Raw genomic sequence first — 18806 nt, forward strand, 5'->3', positions numbered from 1 at the left:
ACTTAAGCTGCATTCTGGCAGCACTACATATATAATTATGGCATGTACAAGTTGTTCAACCTCAGATGGTGGCGCACCAAAAGGTTGTAAAAATAATGGGACTTGCGGCACCGATAGCTGCAATAAATTGACGGTTTTTGACTGGCTTTCGAACATGAGTCCGTCTAATGGAGAGGCGATTTTTGATTGTGTTGAGGTTCGTTTTAAAAACGGACGTAAGGAATTTTTTAGAAATTCGGAGAAATTAACTTTAAGTATTGGCGATATTGTAGCAACTGTTGCTTCGCCAGGACATGATATTGGAATTGTGACTCTTACAGGAGAATTGGTTAAGATTCAAATGAAGAAAAAAGGAGTGAATTACGAAAGTAATGAGGTTCCAAAAATTTACAGAAAAGCATCTCAAAAAGACATCGATATTTGGTCTGTAGCGCGTGATCGTGAGGAACCAATGAAAGTTCGTGCTCGTGAATTGGCAATTCAGCACAAACTGGAAATGAAAATTTCGGATATTGAATTTCAAGGTGACGGATCTAAAGCAACATTTTACTACACAGCAAACGATCGTGTCGATTTTAGAATGCTGATTAAAGATTTTGCTAAAGAATTCAGCACTAGAGTAGAGATGAAACAAGTTGGTTTCCGTCAGGAAGCGGCTCGTTTAGGAGGAGTTGGATCTTGTGGACGCGAACTTTGCTGTTCGACTTGGCTAACCGATTTTAGAAGTGTAAATACATCAGCAGCTCGTTATCAGCAATTATCTTTGAATCCGCAGAAATTAGCAGGGCAATGTGGTAAATTAAAATGCTGTTTGAACTATGAGTTAGACACTTACATGGACGCATTAAAAGATTTTCCGGATTACGATACCAAACTAATCACAGAAAAAGGAGATGCTGTTTGCCAAAAACAGGATATTTTTAAAGGATTAATGTGGTTTGCTTATACAAACAACTTCGCAAACTGGCATGTTTTAAAAATTGATCAGGTAAAAGAAATCATTGCAGAAAATAAACAGAAAAATAAAGTTTCTTCTTTAGAAGATTTTGCTGTTGAAGTAGTTGCAGAACCAGAAAAAGATTTCAATAATGCAATGGGTCAAGAAAGTTTAACCCGTTTTGACCAGCCAAAAAGAAAGAAAAAACCAAATCGCAAGCGCAAGCAAAATGCAGAGGCGGCTATCGTTGCAACTCCAGCAAAACCACAGCAGGAGAAAAATACAAACCACGCTAAACCAGCAGGAAATAGCAATCCGAACAATGGTAATGCAAACAATGGCAATGGAAATAAGCCAAATAATCAGAATAATCCAAATAAGCAAAATCATAAGAAAAAGCATAATTCGAATAAGAACAATCCGAATAAGCCAAATTCTAATGAAAACAAACCTGCTGCTGAACCTAGAAAACCAATAACGAATACTAAAAATGAGAATAAAAAATAGCGGAATTCTTCTTTTGGTAGCCATACTTCTTTTTTCTTGTGATAAAAAAAGAGTATTTGATCAGTATAAATCTGTTGGAAGTGCTTGGCACAAAGACAGTATTGTGAGCTTTGATCTGCCAGTTTTAGATTCTACGAAAAAGTTCAACCTCTTTGTAAACATAAGAGACAATAACAATTATCCGTTTAATAATTTGTTTTTGATTGTAGCTTTAGAAACTCCAAGCGGTTTTACAAAAGTGGATACATTAGAATACCAAATGGCAGAGCCAGATGGAACATTGTTAGGAAATGGATTTTCTGACATAAAAGAAAGTAAGCTTTATTACAAAGAAGATGTGAAGTTTACAGGAAAGTACAAAGTTCACATCAAACAAGCGGTTAGACAATCGGGTAAAATTCCAGGTGTTGAAGCTTTGCAAGGAATTACAGACGTTGGTTTTAGAATAGAACAAAAAGATTAGATAAATAGTTATGGCTGCTAAAAAAAACAATCAATCCAAAAACGTTAAGGATATTAATTATTATAAAAAGAAATTTTGGCGGGTTTTTGCCTACTCTTTACTAGGAGTTTTAGCCTTCTTCTTATTTGCTTCTTGGGGTTTGTTTGGATCTATGCCTTCATTTGAAGATTTAGAAAATCCAGATTCAAACCTTGCTACCGAAATTATCTCTTCTGATGGAGTGGTACTTGGTAAATATTTCAAGACCAATAGATCGCAACTTAAATATTCTGATTTGCCTAAAAATTTAGTTGAAGCACTTGTTGCAACTGAAGATGCACGTTTTTATGACCACTCGGGAATTGATGGGCGCGGAACTTTAAGAGCTGTTTTTAGTTTAGGAACAAATGGTGGAGCGAGTACATTGACACAACAGCTTGCAAAACAGTTGTTTCACGGTGAAGGATCGAAATTTTTACCTTTTAGAATTGTACAAAAAATAAAAGAATGGATTATTGCCATTCGTCTGGAAAGACAATATACAAAGAACGAAATCTTAGCGATGTATTGCAATGTTTATGATTTCGGAAATTATTCTGTTGGAGTAAGTTCTGCCGCTCAGACTTATTTCTCAAAAGAGCCAAAAGACTTGACAGTTGACGAATCGGCTATTTTGGTCGGAATGTTCAAAAATTCAGGTTTGTACAATCCGGTAAGAAATCCGCAGGGCGTAAAAAACCGTCGTAATGTGGTTTTGTCGCAAATGGCAAAAGCAAAAATGATTTCGGAAGCTGAAAAAGAAAGACTTCAAGCACTTCCAATTACGCTAAAATTTAAATTGGAAAGCCACCGTGAAGGTATCGCTACTTATTTTAGAGAATATCTTCGTGATTACATGAAAAAATGGGTTGCTGAAAACAAAAAACCTGATGGATCTGATTACGATATTTACAAAGACGGTCTTAAAATTTACACTACGATAGATTCGAGAATGCAGACTTATGCTGAAGAAGCTGTTGCGGCACACATGCAAAATCTTCAACAGCAGTTTTTTATTGATCAGAAAAACAATAAAAATGCTCCTTTCGTAAATATTACACAAGCTGAGACAGACAGGATCATGATGCAGGCAATGAAAAATTCTGTTCGTTGGGCTCAGATGAAAGATATGGATAAAAGCGAAGACGATATCATTGCGTCATTCAAAGTAAAAACTAAAATGCGTGTCTTTACTTGGAAAGGCGAAAGAGATACCACTATGACACCACTAGATTCTATTCGTTATTACAAACACTTTTTACAATCTGGTTTAATGTCTATGGAACCTCAAACAGGAGCAATTAAAGCTTGGGTTGGAGGAATCAATTATAAATATTTCCAATATGATCACGTTGGACAAGGAGCAAGACAGGTAGGTTCTACTTTCAAGCCTTTTGTTTATGCAACAGCAATCGAAGAATTAAATATGTCGCCATGTGATTCTATTCTTGATGGACCTTTCATGATTCATAAAGGACGTCATCACGTAACAGAAGACTGGGAACCAAGAAACTCTGATTACAGATACCGCGGAATGGTAACTTTAAAACAAGCTTTGGCGGCTTCTATTAATACAGTTTCTGCTAAATTAATTGATAGAACAAGTCCAGAAGCAGTTGTAGAATTGACTAAAAAATTAGGGGTAAAAACAGAAATTCCAGTTCAGCCTTCAATCGCATTAGGAGCGGTAGATATTACAGTTGAAGATATGGTTGCGGCGTATAGTACATTTGCAAACCAAGGAGTTTATGTAAAACCACAGTTTTTAAGCAGAATTGAAAACAAAAGTGGAGAGGTTATCTACGAACCAATTCCGGAATCTCACGACGTTTTAAATAAAGATATCGCTTTTGCGGTAATCAAATTGCTTCAAGGGGTTACAGAAAGTGGTTCTGGTGTACGTTTACGTACGCAAGGCGGCGGAAGCGGTGATAATCGTTGGACAGGATATCCATACATGTTTACAAATCCAATTGCAGGTAAAACAGGTACAACGCAAAACCAGTCTGATGGTTGGTTTATGGGAATGGTACCGAACTTGGTAACTGGAGTTTGGGTTGGATGTGAAGATCGTTCAGCACGTTTCAAAAGTTTGACTTACGGACAAGGAGCAACTGCAGCTTTGCCTGTTTGGGGGTATTACATGAAAAAGTGTTATACTGATAAAACCCTTCAGGTTTCTAAAGGCGAGTTTGAACGTCCCGCAAACCTTTCTATAAAAGTGGACTGTTATGCTAGACCAGTTATAGTGAAAGATACCACACAGACGGAACAAAATACAGATGAGTTCGAATTGTAACATTGTTGCAATAAATCTTATCTAATTATACATCAATCCCTTTGCCAGTCTTCTAGAAGATTTGTAAAGGGATTTTTCTTTTCATTTTATTTTTACGAAATCGTTATAATTTCACCTAAAAATCTTATTTTTATCAAAAATATTCAGCAATAAAGATAGTTTGTTATGATAACAAAAAAAGTAAATAGCGTTCATGAAGCTATTGAAGGAATCGATAGCGGTATGACCATTATGTTTGGTGGTTTCGGATTATGTGGCATTCCTGAAAATACAATCGCAGCTTTGGTAAATACATCCATTTCAGATTTGACCTGTATTTCCAACAATGCTGGTGTAGGCGATTTTGGTTTGGGATTGTTGTTGCAGAAAAAGCAGATTAAAAAAATGATTTCTTCTTATGTGGGAGAAAACGCCGAATTCGAACGTCAGATGCTTTCGGGAGAATTGGAAGTTGAATTGACGCCTCAAGGAACTTTGGCAGAACGCTGTCGTGCGGCTCAGGCTGGAATTCCTGCTTTCTTTACACCAGCAGGTTACGGAACTGAAGTTGCAGAAGGAAAAGAAGCGCGCGAGTTTAATGGAAAAATGCATATTATGGAAGAAGCTTTCAAAGCCGATTTTTCTATTGTAAAAGCTTGGAAAGGCGATGAAGCCGGAAATCTGATTTTCAAAGGAACAGCTAGAAACTTCAACGCTTGTATGGCGGGTGCAGGAAAGATCACAATTGCAGAAGTAGAAGAGTTGGTTCCTGTGGGTACATTAGATCCAAATCAAATTCATATTCCTGGAATTATGGTACAGCGCATCTTTCAAGGAGAAAAATTTGAGAAGCGAATTGAACAACGCACAGTAAGAGCTAGAAATTAGATAATTAGAAAATGAGGCAATTAGATAATTAATTTAGATTGCATATAGAATTATCTTATTATCAAATTGACTAATTGACACATTAAAAAAATTGACACATTAAAAAAATTGACACATTAAAACTATGGCACTTAGTAAAGAAGATATAGCAAAACGAATTGCAAAAGAAGTAAAAGACCGTTATTTTGTAAATCTTGGAATTGGGATTCCGACTTTGGTCGCAAATTATGTTCGAGAGGATATAGCGGTTGAATTCCAAAGTGAAAATGGAGTTCTCGGCATGGGGCCTTTTCCTTTTGAAGGAGAAGAAGATGCAGATGTGATCAATGCAGGAAAACAAACTATCACGACACTTGCAGGGTCAAGTTTCTTTGATTCTGCTTTTAGTTTTGGAATGATTAGAAGCCAGAAGGTAGATTTGACGATTCTTGGAGCAATGGAGGTTTCTGAAAACGGTGACATCGCAAACTGGAAAATTCCAGGTAAAATGGTGAAAGGAATGGGAGGTGCAATGGATTTGGTGGCTTCCGCCGAAAATATAATCGTGGCTATGATGCATGTGAATAAAGCAGGAGAGTCAAAAATCTTAAAAAGATGCACTTTGCCATTAACGGGCGTAGGATGCGTTAAAAAGGTTGTAACCGAGCTTGCAGTTCTCGAAGTAATAAAAAAAGGTTTTAAGCTCTTAGAACGAGCGCCAGGTGTCTCAGTCGAGCACATCATCGCCTCAACCGAAGCCGATTTAATCATTGAAGGAGAAATTCCTGAGATGTCGATTTAAGAGAAATTGCCACGAAGGCACAAGGACTCGAAGTAATTTTAAGGAGAAAAATAAAAAACTGCCCCAAAAGGCGGTTTAGCCTTAAAAAAAACTTGGTGACTTGGTGCCTTTGCGGCAATCATACTTTTTTCTAAAAAACCGATCAAGGCCAGCTTTTAAAAGAGCTGGCCTTTTTTGTAGGAATTAACAAGAGGATTTACAGCTATTGTTTAATGAACTATAGTAGATTCAAAAACTTATTTTTAAATATAAATAACTATTAATCAATCAAATAATTATTTTTTAAGGCATTTTCTTACGGGATTGTTATGGTTTGTTAAATAAAAATGGAATTAATGTAAAAAATGTTGCGTTTTATCGATTAACGACATATTTAATCGATTATATAACATAAATAAAATATTTTTACACAAAAATAAAGTATTTACCTACATTAAATATTTTGTTTGTAATCCATTTAACCAAAATTAAATACCACATTATTATGGAAAGAAAATTACTTAAGATTATGGCGTCAGCCGTTATTATTCTTACATTTTCAGCGCCTGTATTTGCTCAGAATACAGACAAGCGGATAAGTCAGAAAAATTTATCAGAAAATGGACAACCGAGTCTAATCACTTTTAGTGATAAATCTACCTACAAGGGAACCGATTACAATACTGTTTTTAAAGAGCAACTTGGACTAAAAGATAATCAGTCTTTTTTGAGAGTTAAAACCGAATCAGATAGAGAGGGGTTTACTCATGAAAAGTTTCAGTTGTATGAACAGGGAATTAAAGTAGAATTTGCCAATTATACATTACATTCTAAAGAAGGTAAATTAGTTTCTATGAATGGTGAGTTTTATGCTTTTAATAATGTAAAAACTACTCCAAAATTATCAAGTCAGGATGCATTTGCTAAAGCGATTGCTTACACGGGAGCAAAAGAATACTTATGGGAAAAACCCGAAGATGCTGCTGCAATGGATTATGAAAAACCAAAGGGGGAATTGGTTTTATTGCCAGATATGGAAGAACAAGGACAGGATAGAAAATCAGACAAAGTTAGATTGGCTTATAAGTTTGATATCTATGCTACGAATCCGTTGAGCAGAGGTGATCTCTATATCGATGCTGAAACCGGAAATGTTTTGTTTTATAATGCTACAATAAAACACCTTGGAGAACATAGTCACGGAGGGAAATTGGAATCTGCGAAAGCAAAGCAAGAGGTAGCATCTAATGCAAAAGTTGCCATTGTTGCAGCAAATGCAGCGACACGTTACAGCGGAACTCAGACGATTCAGACTACTCTAAGCGGATCTTCTTATATTTTATCTGATGGAACTCGAGGAAATGGAATTCAAACCTATAATTCTGCCAGAACAGCGACATACCCAACAACCAATTTTACAGATGCTGACAATAACTGGACAGCTGCAGAGTATAATAATACAAATAAAGATAATGGAGCTTTAGATGCACATTGGGGTGCTGAAATGACCTATGACTATTGGTCTGCTGTTCATGGAAGAAACAGTTATGACAATGCTGGAGCAAAAATTAAAAGTTATGTTCACTACAATTTAGTAGCTGCTGGATATCCAAATAATAATAATGCATTCTGGAACGGAAGCGTTATGACCTATGGTGACGGAACAGGAACAGGAGGGTTTGATATTTTGACGTCAATAGATGTTGCTGGACATGAAATAGGGCATGCGGTTTGTACTTATACAGCAAATCTTGCTTATCAAAAAGAATCGGGGGCAATGAATGAGGGTTTCTCTGATATTTGGGGAGCTTGTATCGAATATCGTGCTGCACCAACAAAATCAACATGGTTAGTGGGAGAAGATATTGAAAGAAGAACTGGTCATCTTGCTTTGCGTTCTATGAGTAATCCAAAATCTGAGGGGCAACCAGATACTTATGGAGGAACTAATTGGGTGAGCCAAAGCTGTACACCAACTAGTAGTAATGATTATTGCGGCGTTCATACCAATTCTGGAGTTCTGAATCATTGGTTTTATATTTTATCAGTTGGTAAATCAGGAACAAATGATATTGGAAGCACCTATAATGTGACTGGTATTACTATTGATAAAGCAGCAAAAATTGCCTATCGTTTAGAGAGTGTGTATTTAACCGCAAATTCTACTTATGCAAATGCAAGGACATCGGGAATACAATCTGCAATAGATTTGTATGGTGCAGGTTCGGCTGAAGTTATAGCAACAACCAATGCTTTTTATGCAGTAGGTATTGGCGCTGCTTATGTAGGTTCTAGTGATACTGTTGCGCCTACAGCTCCAACAAGTCTTGCAGCTTCGGGTACTACAGGAACAACGACTAATTTATCGTGGACAGCATCAACAGATAATGTTGCTGTTACAGGGTATGATATTTACCAAGGAACAACATTAAAAGGTTCTTCTACAACAACTAGTTATACCGTAACTGGTTTAACAGCATTAACAGCTTATAGCTTTAGTGTAAAAGCTAAAGATGCTGCAGGAAATGTTTCGACAGCGAGTAACACAGTTAATGTTACAACTACTTCTGCCGCACTAGCATATTGTACATCTCAGGGGAATAGTACAGCAGACGAAAGAATTGGTAAAGTTGTATTTGGAACAATCAATAATACATCTACAGGAACAGCGGGTTATGAAAATTATACCGCAATTTCGACAAATGCAGCAAGAGGAACTGCATATACAATTACGATCACACCGAGCTGGACATCTACAGTTTACAGTGAAGGATATGCTGTATTTATAGATTACAATCAAGATGGTGATTTTGCCGATTCTGGTGAAACGGTTTGGACAAAAGCTACATCAACAGCAACTTCGGCATCTGGAACTATTACAATTCCGGCAACGGCAACTCTTGGGACAACAAGACTTAGAGTTTCTATGAAATACAATGGAGTTCCAACATCTTGCGAAAGTTTTTCTTATGGACAAGTCGAAGATTATTCGATAAACATAACAGCTTCAGGAGCAATTGTGAATGAAGAACTTGTTGCGGGATTGATAGAGACTAATGAAAATTCTGAATTTGTATTATATCCAAATCCTGTTACAAATGAGCTAAATGTTTCATTTCTAAACAATAAAGGATATACATTTAGAATTACAAATGTTTTAGGGCAGCAAATTAGTAATGGTGAACTTTCTGAAAGCCCTATAGATGTAAGTCAACTAAGTACAGGAATTTATCTTATAGAATTGAACAACGGTACAAAAAGAATCGTTAAGAAATTCGCTAAAAAATAAAATAATAATACTATAAAAAGTAAAAAACCGCCTACTTGGGCGGTTTTTCTTTTTCAAAATCTTAGAAACTTAGGATCTCAGTATCTTAGAAATTTTAAAAACTATAAATTAAATGAAGCTCCTAAACTAAAAGTAGCTTGATTATTCAAATGATAAAAAGGATCATTGTTTGAACCGTATTTTGCAATTGGGAATCCGATTTCTGTGAAAACACCAAATCCATCAGTGAAGAAATAACGCCCACCAACGTGTCCGCCGAAATTATGTAAACCTAAGCTTAATCCAGGGTAAACATCCAATTCTTTTACACCAATTACGCTAGATAAGTTAGCATTGATTCTTGCTTTTGCATCAAAACGATCAGAGAAATCTGGCTCAGCGTCACGGTAAGGATTTGTGCTGCCGTGGTAGAAACCGTTAAAATTATCAAATCCTAGTATGTAGTTGGCAACAAAACCAAAAGAGAAATTTTCTCCTAAACCAAAATCAACAGAACCTTGAATTCCAGAACCACCATCTTGTAAATTAGCTCCTACGTTTACTTTAATATCTCCCTTTCCTTTAAAAGCTTCTTGAGCATTAACAAATCCGAATGTCACTAAAAATACAAGTGTAATAACCTTTTTCATAAAAATTTAATATTAATTATTTGGGTAGCAAATGTAAATTTTAAATAAATTAATTCCTACCTTTTTCGTTAAAATAGAGTTCGTTTAGTGGTTCACTTTGCCAGTATTCTTTCGTGTCAACATCTAAAATCGTAAGCGGACCTCTAAATGCTGCGCCTGTATCTACATTCCAGACACAAGCTCTGTTGACAGGAACCGTTTCTCCTATTCGGGTAACAGGCGTGTGGCCAATATAAACTTCCTTATAAACGGTAAATCTTTTTGGATAGTGTAAATCGTCTTCTTTTAATTTGGGGTCTAATGAAAGTGCTGTTTCCCAAAGGGTTCTGTCCCAATAAAATAGTTTAGAAAAATATTCCCATTTTACACCATTTAAATTAGTGAAGCCAGCATGAACAAACAAACGATTTTGGTCGTCAAGATGAAAATCCTGAAGATTTTCTAGAAATTCGATATGCGCTTTCTTTTTCTCTTCAGAAATTTTAGCATAACCTTCAACAGTAGCTTTTCCGCCATGTTTGTACCACATTTCTTCGTCAAAATCATCATGCCTGTTTTCGAGCCAGTCCAAAGCCAGCTGATCGTGATTTCCTCGTATGCAGATGCAGTTTTGTTTGCTTTTTAAATCAATCAAATAGTCGATCACTTCAACAGACTGACTCCAGCCGTCAACATAATCGCCCAAAAAAATTAGAGTATCTTCTGTGGTAACGTTGGCTCTCTCGAGTACTTGTTCAAGTGCAAGTAATCCGCCATGAATGTCACCTATAACAAATGTTCGCATTATTTAATTTTTCGAGTAGAAGAACAAAAATAGAAAGAATAATTGGTTTGAACTCATCGAATTCAGATTCTTTAAAAATTGATATGATTTATAACTACTTACAATACTTTTTTATTGTTTTTCCTCAGTAAATTTGCAAAATGTCTGAAACACCAACATATCGCAAAATTATCCATATTGATATGGATGCATTTTACGCATCTGTAGAACAAATGGACAATCCGGAATTAAGAGGCAAACCGGTTGCAGTTGGAGGTTCTGAAAATCGCGGTGTAGTTTCGGCGGCAAGTTACGAAGCTAGAAAGTTTGGTGTGCGAAGCGCTCTTAGTGGGGCTTTGGCCAAAAAATACTGTCCAGAAATTATATTTGTCAGACCGAGATTTGATCGTTACAAAGAAATTTCATCCAAAATTCATAAAATCTTTCATGATTATACCGATTTAGTCGAGCCTCTTTCGCTTGACGAAGCCTATTTGGACGTTACTCAAAATAAAAAAGGAAATCCTAGCGCAAGCCTTTTGGCACAGGAAATTAGACAAAGAATTTTTAATGAAGTAGGGTTAACCGCTTCGGCTGGAATTTCGATCAATAAATTTGTGGCTAAAATTGCCAGCGATTATAACAAACCAAACGGACAAAAAACGGTAAATCCCGACGAGGTAGAAGCTTTTCTGGAGGATCTTCCCATTCGTAAATTTTACGGAGTTGGAAAAGTAACTACAGAAAAAATGTATCAGCTCGGAATTTTTACTGGAACCGATTTGAAAAGCAAATCTCTGGAGTTTTTAGAAAAGCACTTCGGAAAATCGGGAACATTTTATTATCATGTGGTTCGAGGTATTCATAATAGCGAAGTAAAATCTTCACGAATTACCAAATCTGTTGCTGCAGAACACACTTTTGATGTGAATTTGTCTTCGGAGATTTTTATGATGCAGCAGTTGGAGCGTATTGCAACTTCGCTAGAGAAACGTCTTCAAAGGCATAACATATCTGGAAAAACGATCACGCTCAAAATCAAATACAGCGATTTTTCACAACAGACGAGAAGTAAAACGCTGCCCTATTTTATTTCCGATAAAAGTCTGATTATGGAAAACGTTGAGGAATTATTGTATCAGGAAAAAATGAAAGATTCTGTACGATTGCTCGGAATTTCGTTGAGCAATTTGAATAATGAGGTGAAAAAAGCGGTGGTAGTACAGCTTAAATTTACTTTTTAATAACAATTTTGAAAAGTTTAAAATAAGGTCTAGATTATGAATAGCAAGATTTTTCTGCTATCTTTGAGTAAAAAGATGATATCTGTCTTCTGAATTGATTTTGTATGAAAAATAGAAATTCCGACGATCCGTTACAGCGAAATTCAGTTCCAATTCTTTCTTGGGATTTTCACTACGAATATCTAAATGAGCTAAAAGCATTAAGCACTGATTTAAAAAGGGTAAGCGAAATCTCAGATGAGTTTATCTGGGATGAAAAAACGCTCAATATTCAGGAAAGAATCAAAAATGAAGTGGTTTTAATAACCGATTTAGATTTGAAAATAGTTTTCGCGTCAAGCGGAATAAAAAAAATGACGGGTTACAAAGAAGAAGAAATCTTAGGAAAAACGCCTAAGATGTTTCAGGGCCCAGCAACTTCAGAAAAGGATTTAAAGGAAATTAGAGATGCCGTAAAAAAGAAGATTCCCTTTGCCAAAACCATCGAGAATTATAGAAAAAACGGTCAAACCTATAAATGTAAAATCGATGCTTCGCCAGTTTATAACCTGAAAGGTGAAATATCTCATTTTATAGCCTTCGAAAAACAAGACATAAGCGCGTAGTTATTTTGCCACAAAGGCACTAAGACGCAAAGATGTTTTTTAAAGAGAAGAAAAAAATAAAGCTATCCGTTAGGGATAGCTTTATTTTTATAAAAAACTTTGTGGCTTAGTGCCTTTGCGGCAAAGACCCCTATAAGTTAGCAAAGAAATCATTTCCTTTATCATCTGTAATAATAAAAGCAGGGAAATCTTTAACGGTAATTTTACGAACAGCTTCCATTCCTAATTCTTCAAAGTCAACAACTTCTACTTTTAAGATATTATCTTGAGCCAGAATCGCAGCAGGCCCTCCAATAGAACCCAAATAGAATCCGCCGTATTTGTTGCAAGCATCAGTAACTTGTTTGGTACGGTTTCCTTTTGCCAGCATAATCATACTTCCGCCATTTTTCTGGAATTCATCCACATAAACGTCCATACGTCCAGCAGTTGTTGGTCCGAAACTTCCTGAAGCCATTCCATCTGGAGTTTTTGCAGGACCGGCGTAATACACTGGGTGATTTTTGAAATACTCTGGCATTGGTTTTCCAGCGTCTAACAATTCTTTGATTTTTGCGTGAGCAATATCTCGGGCAACAATTACAGTTCCGTTTAGTTTTAAACGAGTTTTAACTGGATATTGAGATAATTTAGCCAAAATATCTGCCATTGGCTGATCTAAATCAATTTCAACAGGAGCTTCTAAATGTGGAGCTGTTTCTGGTAAAAATTGTTTTGGGTTTACTTCTAATTGCTCAACAAAGATTCCGTCTTTAGTAATTTTTCCTTTAATATTTCTATCTGCCGAGCAAGAAACTCCAAGTCCGACCGGACAAGAAGCTGCGTGACGAGGCAAACGGATTACACGAACATCGTGCGTGAAATATTTTCCTCCAAATTGCGCTCCAATAGCACTTTCTTGGCAGATTTTCTGAACTCTTTCTTCCCATTCAAAATCACGGAAAGCTTGGCCCGCCATGTTTCCAGAAGTTGGAAGGTGGTCATAATATCCAGCAGAAGCTTTTTTAACAGCGCTTAAGTTGGCTTCGGCAGAAGTTCCGCCAATTACTAAAGCTAAGTGATATGGAGGACAAGCAGAAGTTCCTAAATCTTTAATTTTTGTGCGAATGAATTCATCTAATGATTTTTCATTCAACAAAGACTTTGTTTGTTGGTATAAGTATGTTTTGTTTGCAGATCCTCCACCTTTTGCCATGAACAAAAATTCGTAAGAAGTTCCTTTTTTAGCATAAATATCAATTTGTGCTGGCAGATTTGATCCTGAATTTTTCTCTTCAAACATCGAAATCGGAACAATCTGAGAATAACGTAAATTTCTTTTTTGATACGTATTAAAAATACCACGGCTTAACCACTCTGCATCATCAACACCAGTAAAAATACTTTCGCCTTTTTTAGCCATTACAATCGCAGTTCCAGTATCTTGACAGCTCGGCAACTGACCTTCAGCAGCGACAGAAGCGTTTTGAAGCAAGTTGTAAGCTACAAATCGATCATTGTCTGTTGCTTCTGGATCGTCAAGAATTTTTCTTAGTTTCTGTAAATGCGTTGTTCTTAGCATAAACGAAACATCTGTCAAAGCTTCTTCAGCCAATAATTCTAAACCTTTTGGGTCAACGGTTAAAACTTCACGTTCTCCAAATTGTTCTACTTTCACAAAATCAGAAGTGATTTTGCGATACTGCGTATCATCCTTTAAGATCGGATAAGGATCTTGGTATATAAAATCGATCATTGTTTTGTTTTTTTACAAATTTAGAAATTATTTACCTAAGAAAGAATTTGAATTAGGACTCTTGTGCAGATGTTTTTTACTCTGCAGCGTTAAATTGATCAAACGTCATCTTTTTTTCGAAGTATGGTTTGTCTTTGGCAGACAGTAACATCTTTTTCCATTTATTATCTTTTAATTCAAAAGCTATGGAGTCTGAGTGCTTAAGGATGCCCATATCCATGTTTTCATCTTCGTCTGCAGGTATAAACGCAACAGTTTTGCAATAAAAGGATTTAGGTTCAGATTTGGTAGAAGGATTTACGATTTCAACCCAGCTACCCCAACCGCTGTCGGTCATAGAGCTCCATTGGTGTACCAATTGTAATCCGCTGTTTTTTAGATAATACAAGTAGTTGTCATGCGAATAACCACAAGCAGGAAATCCAACGGTGATTTGTATGAATGGCGAATTTTTAGAAGTTTCAGATGTTAATCCGTAAGAAGCCGTCCACTCAGAACCTTTCTCAAAACCTTTTATAGCAACTTTAGAAGATGCTGTTTTGGTTTTATTTTGATAAAAGTCTAATCGGTATTTTACCGTAACGATACTGTCCTTGTCTGCTTGCTGATCTACCAAATGCGCCAGGATAAAATCTGTAGAAGATTCTGTTCCGTCTGTGTAAATGGCTACGGTATCGGTTTTAATGATCTTTTCATCAGCAGAAACCTCTAATGTCTCTTGTGGTTCAATTATCTCTGCTATTGGTGGCGCAGCATCTGTTGGTTTTGTTTTTTGACATCCGATAAAAATAAGTAGGGAGAAAAATAGAGTGTGGATTTTCATCTTTGGGGAGATATTTAATTGTTTTTTTAATTCTAGCGAAACCTCTAAAGTATAAAATTATGAGATTTTTTTGAAGAAAAAAGAAAAAGAAGCACTTGAAAAATAAGTTTAATTACTTTCAAGGCTTCTTTTAAAACTTTAATTAATTAGTCTTTATTCTTTGTAATAAAGGTATTTAGATTGTTTTTTTTAAGGAGAAAAAAATGTTCTTAATTTTTTAAAAAAACCAAGTCGCTACAAAAATCGCTGTAATCACACAGATTAAATCTACCAAAAGCATTGTACCCAAAGCGTAACGAGTGTTTTTGATGTTTACAGATCCAAAGTAAACCGCAATTACGTAGAAAGTACTCTCGGCGCTACATTGGAAAATACTGCTCAATCTTGCAGTTAAAGAGTCGGCTCCAAAGGTATTCATCGAATCGATTAGAAAACCTCTTGAACCTGCAGAACTAAATGGACGAAGCATCGCAACTGGCAGCGCATTAGTAATTTCTTTGCTTACACCTAAATTCGAAAAGACAAACCCGATTGCATCGCTGATAATTTCGAATAAACCGCTGTTTCTGAACAGCGAGATTGCAACCAGCATTCCTAAAACATAAGGAAAAATGGTAACTCCAGTTTTAACTCCGTTATTGGCGCCAACTACAAAAGTGTCGAAAACAGTGGTTTCTGCCTCTTTGAATTTTTTTTCATGTATGAATGAGAAAATTAGAGTAAATGCAATAATGGCAATTAAGATTAATCCAGAAAGGTTAGAAGTAAAATAGTTTTTTCCGATTAAGTCCAAATGATTCACATACATCAATAAACTTACAATTGCAGCAATTAGAACCATCAAACCAATAAGAAGCGAAGCACTTTTAAAATTGATTTTTTGTTTGATTCCCACAATTAGGAAAGCTGCAATGGTTCCGATAAATGAAGTTATAATGCAAGGCAACATAACATCGGCGGGATTACTAGCGTTTGCCGCAGCACGGTAACCAATAATTGAAGTTGCAATTAAAGTCAAACCAGAAGCATGAAGGCACATAAACATGATTTGCGCATCACTCGCTTTGTCTTTTTCGGGGTTTATTTCCTGTAAACTTTCCATTGCTTTCAATCCGAATGGCGTTGCAGCAGAATCTAATCCCAAGAAATTGGCAGCAAAATTCAAAGTCATGTAGGATATCGAAGGGTGATTTTTAGGAATACTCGGGAAAACTTTCACAAAAACCGGACTTAAAGCTTTGGCCAATTTTCCTGAAGCTCCAGAAACGATTAAAAGTTCCATCAAACCACAGAAAAAAGCTAAATAAGCAATAAGAGGCAAAATTAGATCGACCAAAGTGCTTTTACAAGTGGGCAATAAACCATCAGATTTTTGAAGTCCGCTGTAAATTTTTACGGTTTTGTTTTTGTAAACGTAAGTAGTGTCGGCATTAAGCGTATCACGATTGATAATCATGGTCTGATCTGGCGCTTTTTTAATGCTGTCTTTTAAGAAAGCAGGAAGTTCTTCGACGTATTTTTCAGAAACCAAAATTGGATCGTCTTTCTTTCCATTCAAAATAGAATCAATAGTATACGTGTTGGCAGTAAACAAACTGACTACAATAAAAACAATCGAAGAAATAAAAATCGCTAACCAAAATCTGCTTAATACCATAATTGTAATTTTTTGTAAATGTAATTATTTAGCAATAATAAGCATAAAGATTTTATGTAATGAAACGGTAATTTGAGTTTATATGTCGCCCAGCTGTGGCTTTTTGAAATAGGGAAATTTCATTTGCTATAAATATTTTGTTCTTCCGGAGCTTTTTTTGAATTTTAGTCAGATGAATAGCTCTGGAAGAGCGAAATATTTATAGAAATCGATCAGGTTATAATTAAAAAGGCCCAAGCAGGGCAAAATCTAATTTATCTATTTTTTAAAATGTACTACACAATCACAACTTTGGTATCCAAATAGGTTTCAAAAGCTTTAATTCCTTCAAACAAAATTTCCTTTTTTGAACTTTCGGTTTCATTAAAAAATTCCGTTTCAATTTTGGCGTGATCTTTTTTTATGGTTCGTTTCCAGATTCCGATTACTTTTCCGTTTTCTAAAATTATGGGTTTAAAGATGCCATTATTGGTAAAAACTTTCGATTGATGTTCGGTACTAAAAGAAGCGTCACGCGTTTTGTACGAAATTAAAATCTCATCAAAAGCGGGAAGAAAATGTAAGCTTTCGCGAAAATTTCCCTCATCTCTTAGCCCTTTTTTGAACCAATATTGTTGATTGTCAATACTAATACCCTCTAATTGCAACTCTATTGCGTTAATTGTTTTCTTGCATATTGTAGCAGGAAATCCTGACCACCATGAAAAATCATGCACTGTTGCTGGACCATGACTTTCAAAATAGCGTAAGGCAAGTTTGGCTAATGCTTCTTCTGTTGACAATTTGGTTTTTGGTTTAGAAACTCTTTCTTCCAGCAGCGCATAAGTAATTTGTTTGCCTTTCATTTTACCATTGCAAACTAAACCATCCAATTCGGCATTCATCATTACAATAACAGGGGATAAATCTCCAGCTTTTTTGTGAATGTTAAGTTCCTGCATGATTTCCTCTCGTGTTAAATGATTATTTCCTGCTAGAAGTTTTTCTATGGCGGCATTGACTTGATCGAATTTCTTTTCATCAAAACCATGCTCTTTAGCCATAGTAGCAAAAAGGCGCTTTACTTGTGGCGAAGAAAGCTCCAGCATCCAATAAATATCATCAGGAGAAACAAAATGCCAAGTTGGACGCAGAATATGAGTTCGAATAATTTGAGCTGAATTTATGGCTTCTTCTATTTCTTTTTCGCTTGAACTACAACGAGAACCAATTGCCCATTTTGCCATAGTATAATCCTGAGCTTGCATAGCACCAAAATGCTTTACAATTTCTTGAGGAGAACTTAGATTTTCCTGATAAAGCTTCTGAGAAACCATACGATAATGTGAAATTTCGGAATGAATCATTTAAATAAAATTAAAGATTATAAGTTTAAACCTCTGTTTCTTTGCAACTTTGACCTTTTGTACCTCTAATTAAACATGAATAATTTCATCATCAATTAACAAATCCTCTCGTCGCAATCGAAGAAAAATCTGCGCAACAGCAATGGTGTCTTTTTCGCAATACGTAATAATTCGATCAATGTCTTTTTCGACATAATAGACGTGAGCAACCTGGCTTCCGTCAATATCGCCTTTTGGTGAAGGAACTCCCAAAATCTTGGTAAGCAATTTTAGCGAAGTAAAATGTTTATAATCGCCAAATTTCCATAATTCAAGAGTATCCAGATGCGGAATTTCCCAAGGTTTTTTACCGAACAAATTCAATTTGTCGGGAATGGGCATTTGGTTAATGATCATTCTTCGGGCAATAAACGGAATATCAAATTCTTTCGAATTATGTCCGCACAGCAAATGTTGAGGTTGATTAAAATGATTGTTAACCAGATTCGAAAAGTCTTTTAAGATTTTCTTTTCTTCACCAAAAAAAGAAGTCACTCTAAAATTTCGAACGTCTCCTTTGATGGTAAAAAAGCCAACTGAGATGCAGATTATCTTTCCGAACTCGGCCCAGATTCCGGCGCGTTCGTAAAATTCTTCTGGAGAAAATTCGTCTTTTCGCTGATATTGTGTTTTCAAATCCCAAAGCGATTGCATCTCCGCGTCAAGCGAATTGAAATTCTCTTCTTCAGGAACGGTTTCTATATCAAGAAATAAAATGTTATTGAGGTTTACTTTTTCAATCATTTTTCAGACTTCTTAGATATTAGATAATTAGACTTGTATTTTTATATTTTACAAATATGCGTAAAATTCTTACTATTTGAA

General features: G+C 35.8%; 15 protein-coding genes. 8 read left to right on the forward strand and 7 right to left on the reverse strand.

Features of this window, described 5'->3' with window-relative positions; all coding sequences use genetic code 11:
• The first annotated feature begins 37 nt into the window (after positions 1–37).
• From NCC77_RS05810 to NCC77_RS05835, 6 genes are all read left to right on the forward strand, one after another.
• Positions 38–1444: a PSP1 domain-containing protein gene (locus NCC77_RS05810; RefSeq protein WP_250834742.1), complete on the forward strand. Its 1407-nt coding sequence runs from the start codon at positions 38–40 to the stop codon at positions 1442–1444.
• Positions 1428–1907: a gliding motility lipoprotein GldH gene (locus NCC77_RS05815; protein ID WP_095930250.1), complete on the forward strand. Its 480-nt coding sequence runs from the start codon at positions 1428–1430 to the stop codon at positions 1905–1907. The genes NCC77_RS05810 and NCC77_RS05815 overlap by 17 nt, the downstream gene beginning before the upstream one ends.
• A 10-nt stretch (positions 1908–1917) precedes the next feature.
• Positions 1918–4224, forward strand: a complete 2307-nt coding sequence (locus NCC77_RS05820; RefSeq protein WP_250834743.1) for a penicillin-binding protein 1A — start codon at positions 1918–1920, stop codon at positions 4222–4224.
• Positions 4225–4389: 165 nt separating this feature from the next.
• Positions 4390–5091, forward strand: a complete 702-nt coding sequence (locus tag NCC77_RS05825) for a CoA transferase subunit A (RefSeq protein ID WP_250834744.1) — start codon at positions 4390–4392, stop codon at positions 5089–5091.
• Between the two features lie 124 nt (positions 5092–5215).
• Positions 5216–5872: a 3-oxoacid CoA-transferase subunit B gene (locus NCC77_RS05830; RefSeq protein ID WP_250834745.1), complete on the forward strand. Its 657-nt coding sequence runs from the start codon at positions 5216–5218 to the stop codon at positions 5870–5872.
• Between the two features lie 484 nt (positions 5873–6356).
• Positions 6357–9140 carry a M4 family metallopeptidase gene (locus tag NCC77_RS05835; RefSeq protein WP_250834746.1) on the forward strand — a complete coding sequence of 928 codons (2784 nt, stop codon included), beginning with the start codon at positions 6357–6359 and terminating at the stop codon, positions 9138–9140.
• A 101-nt stretch (positions 9141–9241) separates the two neighbouring features.
• Here NCC77_RS05835 and NCC77_RS05840 read toward each other — a convergent pair whose 3' ends face one another.
• Positions 9242–9769, reverse strand: a complete 528-nt coding sequence (locus NCC77_RS05840) for a DUF6646 family protein (protein WP_250834747.1) — start codon at positions 9767–9769, stop codon at positions 9242–9244.
• Positions 9770–9818: 49 nt separating this feature from the next.
• Entirely contained in the window at positions 9819–10553 is a 735-nt protein-coding gene (locus NCC77_RS05845) for a metallophosphoesterase family protein (RefSeq protein ID WP_250834748.1), read from the reverse strand.
• 140 nt (positions 10554–10693) lie between these two features.
• Here NCC77_RS05845 and dinB point away from each other — a divergent pair, with 140 nt between their 5' ends.
• Both dinB and NCC77_RS05855 read left to right on the forward strand, forming a co-directional pair.
• Complete coding sequence (gene dinB, locus NCC77_RS05850) at positions 10694–11776, forward strand: DNA polymerase IV (protein WP_250834749.1); 1083 nt, start codon at positions 10694–10696, stop codon at positions 11774–11776.
• 104 nt (positions 11777–11880) lie between these two features.
• Positions 11881–12381 carry a PAS domain-containing protein gene (locus tag NCC77_RS05855; RefSeq protein ID WP_250834750.1) on the forward strand — a complete coding sequence of 167 codons (501 nt, stop codon included), beginning with the start codon at positions 11881–11883 and terminating at the stop codon, positions 12379–12381.
• A gap of 130 nt (positions 12382–12511) precedes the next feature.
• Here NCC77_RS05855 and NCC77_RS05860 read toward each other — a convergent pair whose 3' ends face one another.
• From NCC77_RS05860 to NCC77_RS05880, 5 genes are all read right to left on the reverse strand, one after another.
• A complete protein-coding gene (locus NCC77_RS05860; RefSeq protein ID WP_250834751.1) occupies positions 12512–14116 on the reverse strand; it encodes a fumarate hydratase in 1605 nt (534 codons plus the stop codon).
• 76 nt (positions 14117–14192) lie between these two features.
• Positions 14193–14939 (reverse strand): hypothetical protein, encoded by a 747-nt coding sequence (locus NCC77_RS05865; protein ID WP_250834752.1) that lies wholly within the window; start codon positions 14937–14939, stop codon positions 14193–14195.
• Between the two features lie 217 nt (positions 14940–15156).
• Positions 15157–16596, reverse strand: a complete 1440-nt coding sequence (locus NCC77_RS05870) for a nucleoside recognition domain-containing protein (RefSeq protein WP_250834753.1) — start codon at positions 16594–16596, stop codon at positions 15157–15159.
• A gap of 275 nt (positions 16597–16871) precedes the next feature.
• On the reverse strand, positions 16872–17942 hold the full coding sequence (locus NCC77_RS05875) for a winged helix DNA-binding domain-containing protein (protein WP_250834754.1): 1071 nt from the start codon (positions 17940–17942) through the stop codon (positions 16872–16874).
• A 69-nt stretch (positions 17943–18011) separates the two neighbouring features.
• Positions 18012–18725 carry a 3'-5' exonuclease gene (locus NCC77_RS05880; RefSeq protein ID WP_250834755.1) on the reverse strand — a complete coding sequence of 238 codons (714 nt, stop codon included), beginning with the start codon at positions 18723–18725 and terminating at the stop codon, positions 18012–18014.
• Positions 18726–18806 lie beyond the last annotated feature (81 nt).

It is taken from the genome of Flavobacterium tyrosinilyticum (assembly GCF_023656565.1).
Taxonomy (GTDB): domain Bacteria; phylum Bacteroidota; class Bacteroidia; order Flavobacteriales; family Flavobacteriaceae; genus Flavobacterium; species Flavobacterium tyrosinilyticum.

What these genes read in the sequence shown, in the direction of transcription:
- NCC77_RS05810 (WP_250834742.1), top strand. Translation starts at nt 38, where the DNA reads ATGGCATGTACAAGTTGTTCAACCTCAGATGGTGGCGCACCAAAAGGT.
- NCC77_RS05815 (WP_095930250.1), top strand. Translation starts at nt 1,428, where the DNA reads ATGAGAATAAAAAATAGCGGAATTCTTCTTTTGGTAGCCATACTTCTT.
- NCC77_RS05820 (WP_250834743.1), top strand. Translation starts at nt 1,918, where the DNA reads ATGGCTGCTAAAAAAAACAATCAATCCAAAAACGTTAAGGATATTAAT.
- NCC77_RS05825 (WP_250834744.1), top strand. Translation starts at nt 4,390, where the DNA reads ATGATAACAAAAAAAGTAAATAGCGTTCATGAAGCTATTGAAGGAATC.
- NCC77_RS05830 (WP_250834745.1), top strand. Translation starts at nt 5,216, where the DNA reads ATGGCACTTAGTAAAGAAGATATAGCAAAACGAATTGCAAAAGAAGTA.
- NCC77_RS05835 (WP_250834746.1), top strand. Translation starts at nt 6,357, where the DNA reads ATGGAAAGAAAATTACTTAAGATTATGGCGTCAGCCGTTATTATTCTT.
- NCC77_RS05840 (WP_250834747.1), bottom strand. Translation starts at nt 9,769, where the DNA reads ATGAAAAAGGTTATTACACTTGTATTTTTAGTGACATTCGGATTTGTT.
- NCC77_RS05845 (WP_250834748.1), bottom strand. Translation starts at nt 10,553, where the DNA reads ATGCGAACATTTGTTATAGGTGACATTCATGGCGGATTACTTGCACTT.
- dinB (WP_250834749.1), top strand. Translation starts at nt 10,694, where the DNA reads ATGTCTGAAACACCAACATATCGCAAAATTATCCATATTGATATGGAT.
- NCC77_RS05855 (WP_250834750.1), top strand. Translation starts at nt 11,881, where the DNA reads ATGAAAAATAGAAATTCCGACGATCCGTTACAGCGAAATTCAGTTCCA.
- NCC77_RS05860 (WP_250834751.1), bottom strand. Translation starts at nt 14,116, where the DNA reads ATGATCGATTTTATATACCAAGATCCTTATCCGATCTTAAAGGATGAT.
- NCC77_RS05865 (WP_250834752.1), bottom strand. Translation starts at nt 14,939, where the DNA reads ATGAAAATCCACACTCTATTTTTCTCCCTACTTATTTTTATCGGATGT.
- NCC77_RS05870 (WP_250834753.1), bottom strand. Translation starts at nt 16,596, where the DNA reads ATGGTATTAAGCAGATTTTGGTTAGCGATTTTTATTTCTTCGATTGTT.
- NCC77_RS05875 (WP_250834754.1), bottom strand. Translation starts at nt 17,942, where the DNA reads ATGATTCATTCCGAAATTTCACATTATCGTATGGTTTCTCAGAAGCTT.
- NCC77_RS05880 (WP_250834755.1), bottom strand. Translation starts at nt 18,725, where the DNA reads ATGATTGAAAAAGTAAACCTCAATAACATTTTATTTCTTGATATAGAA.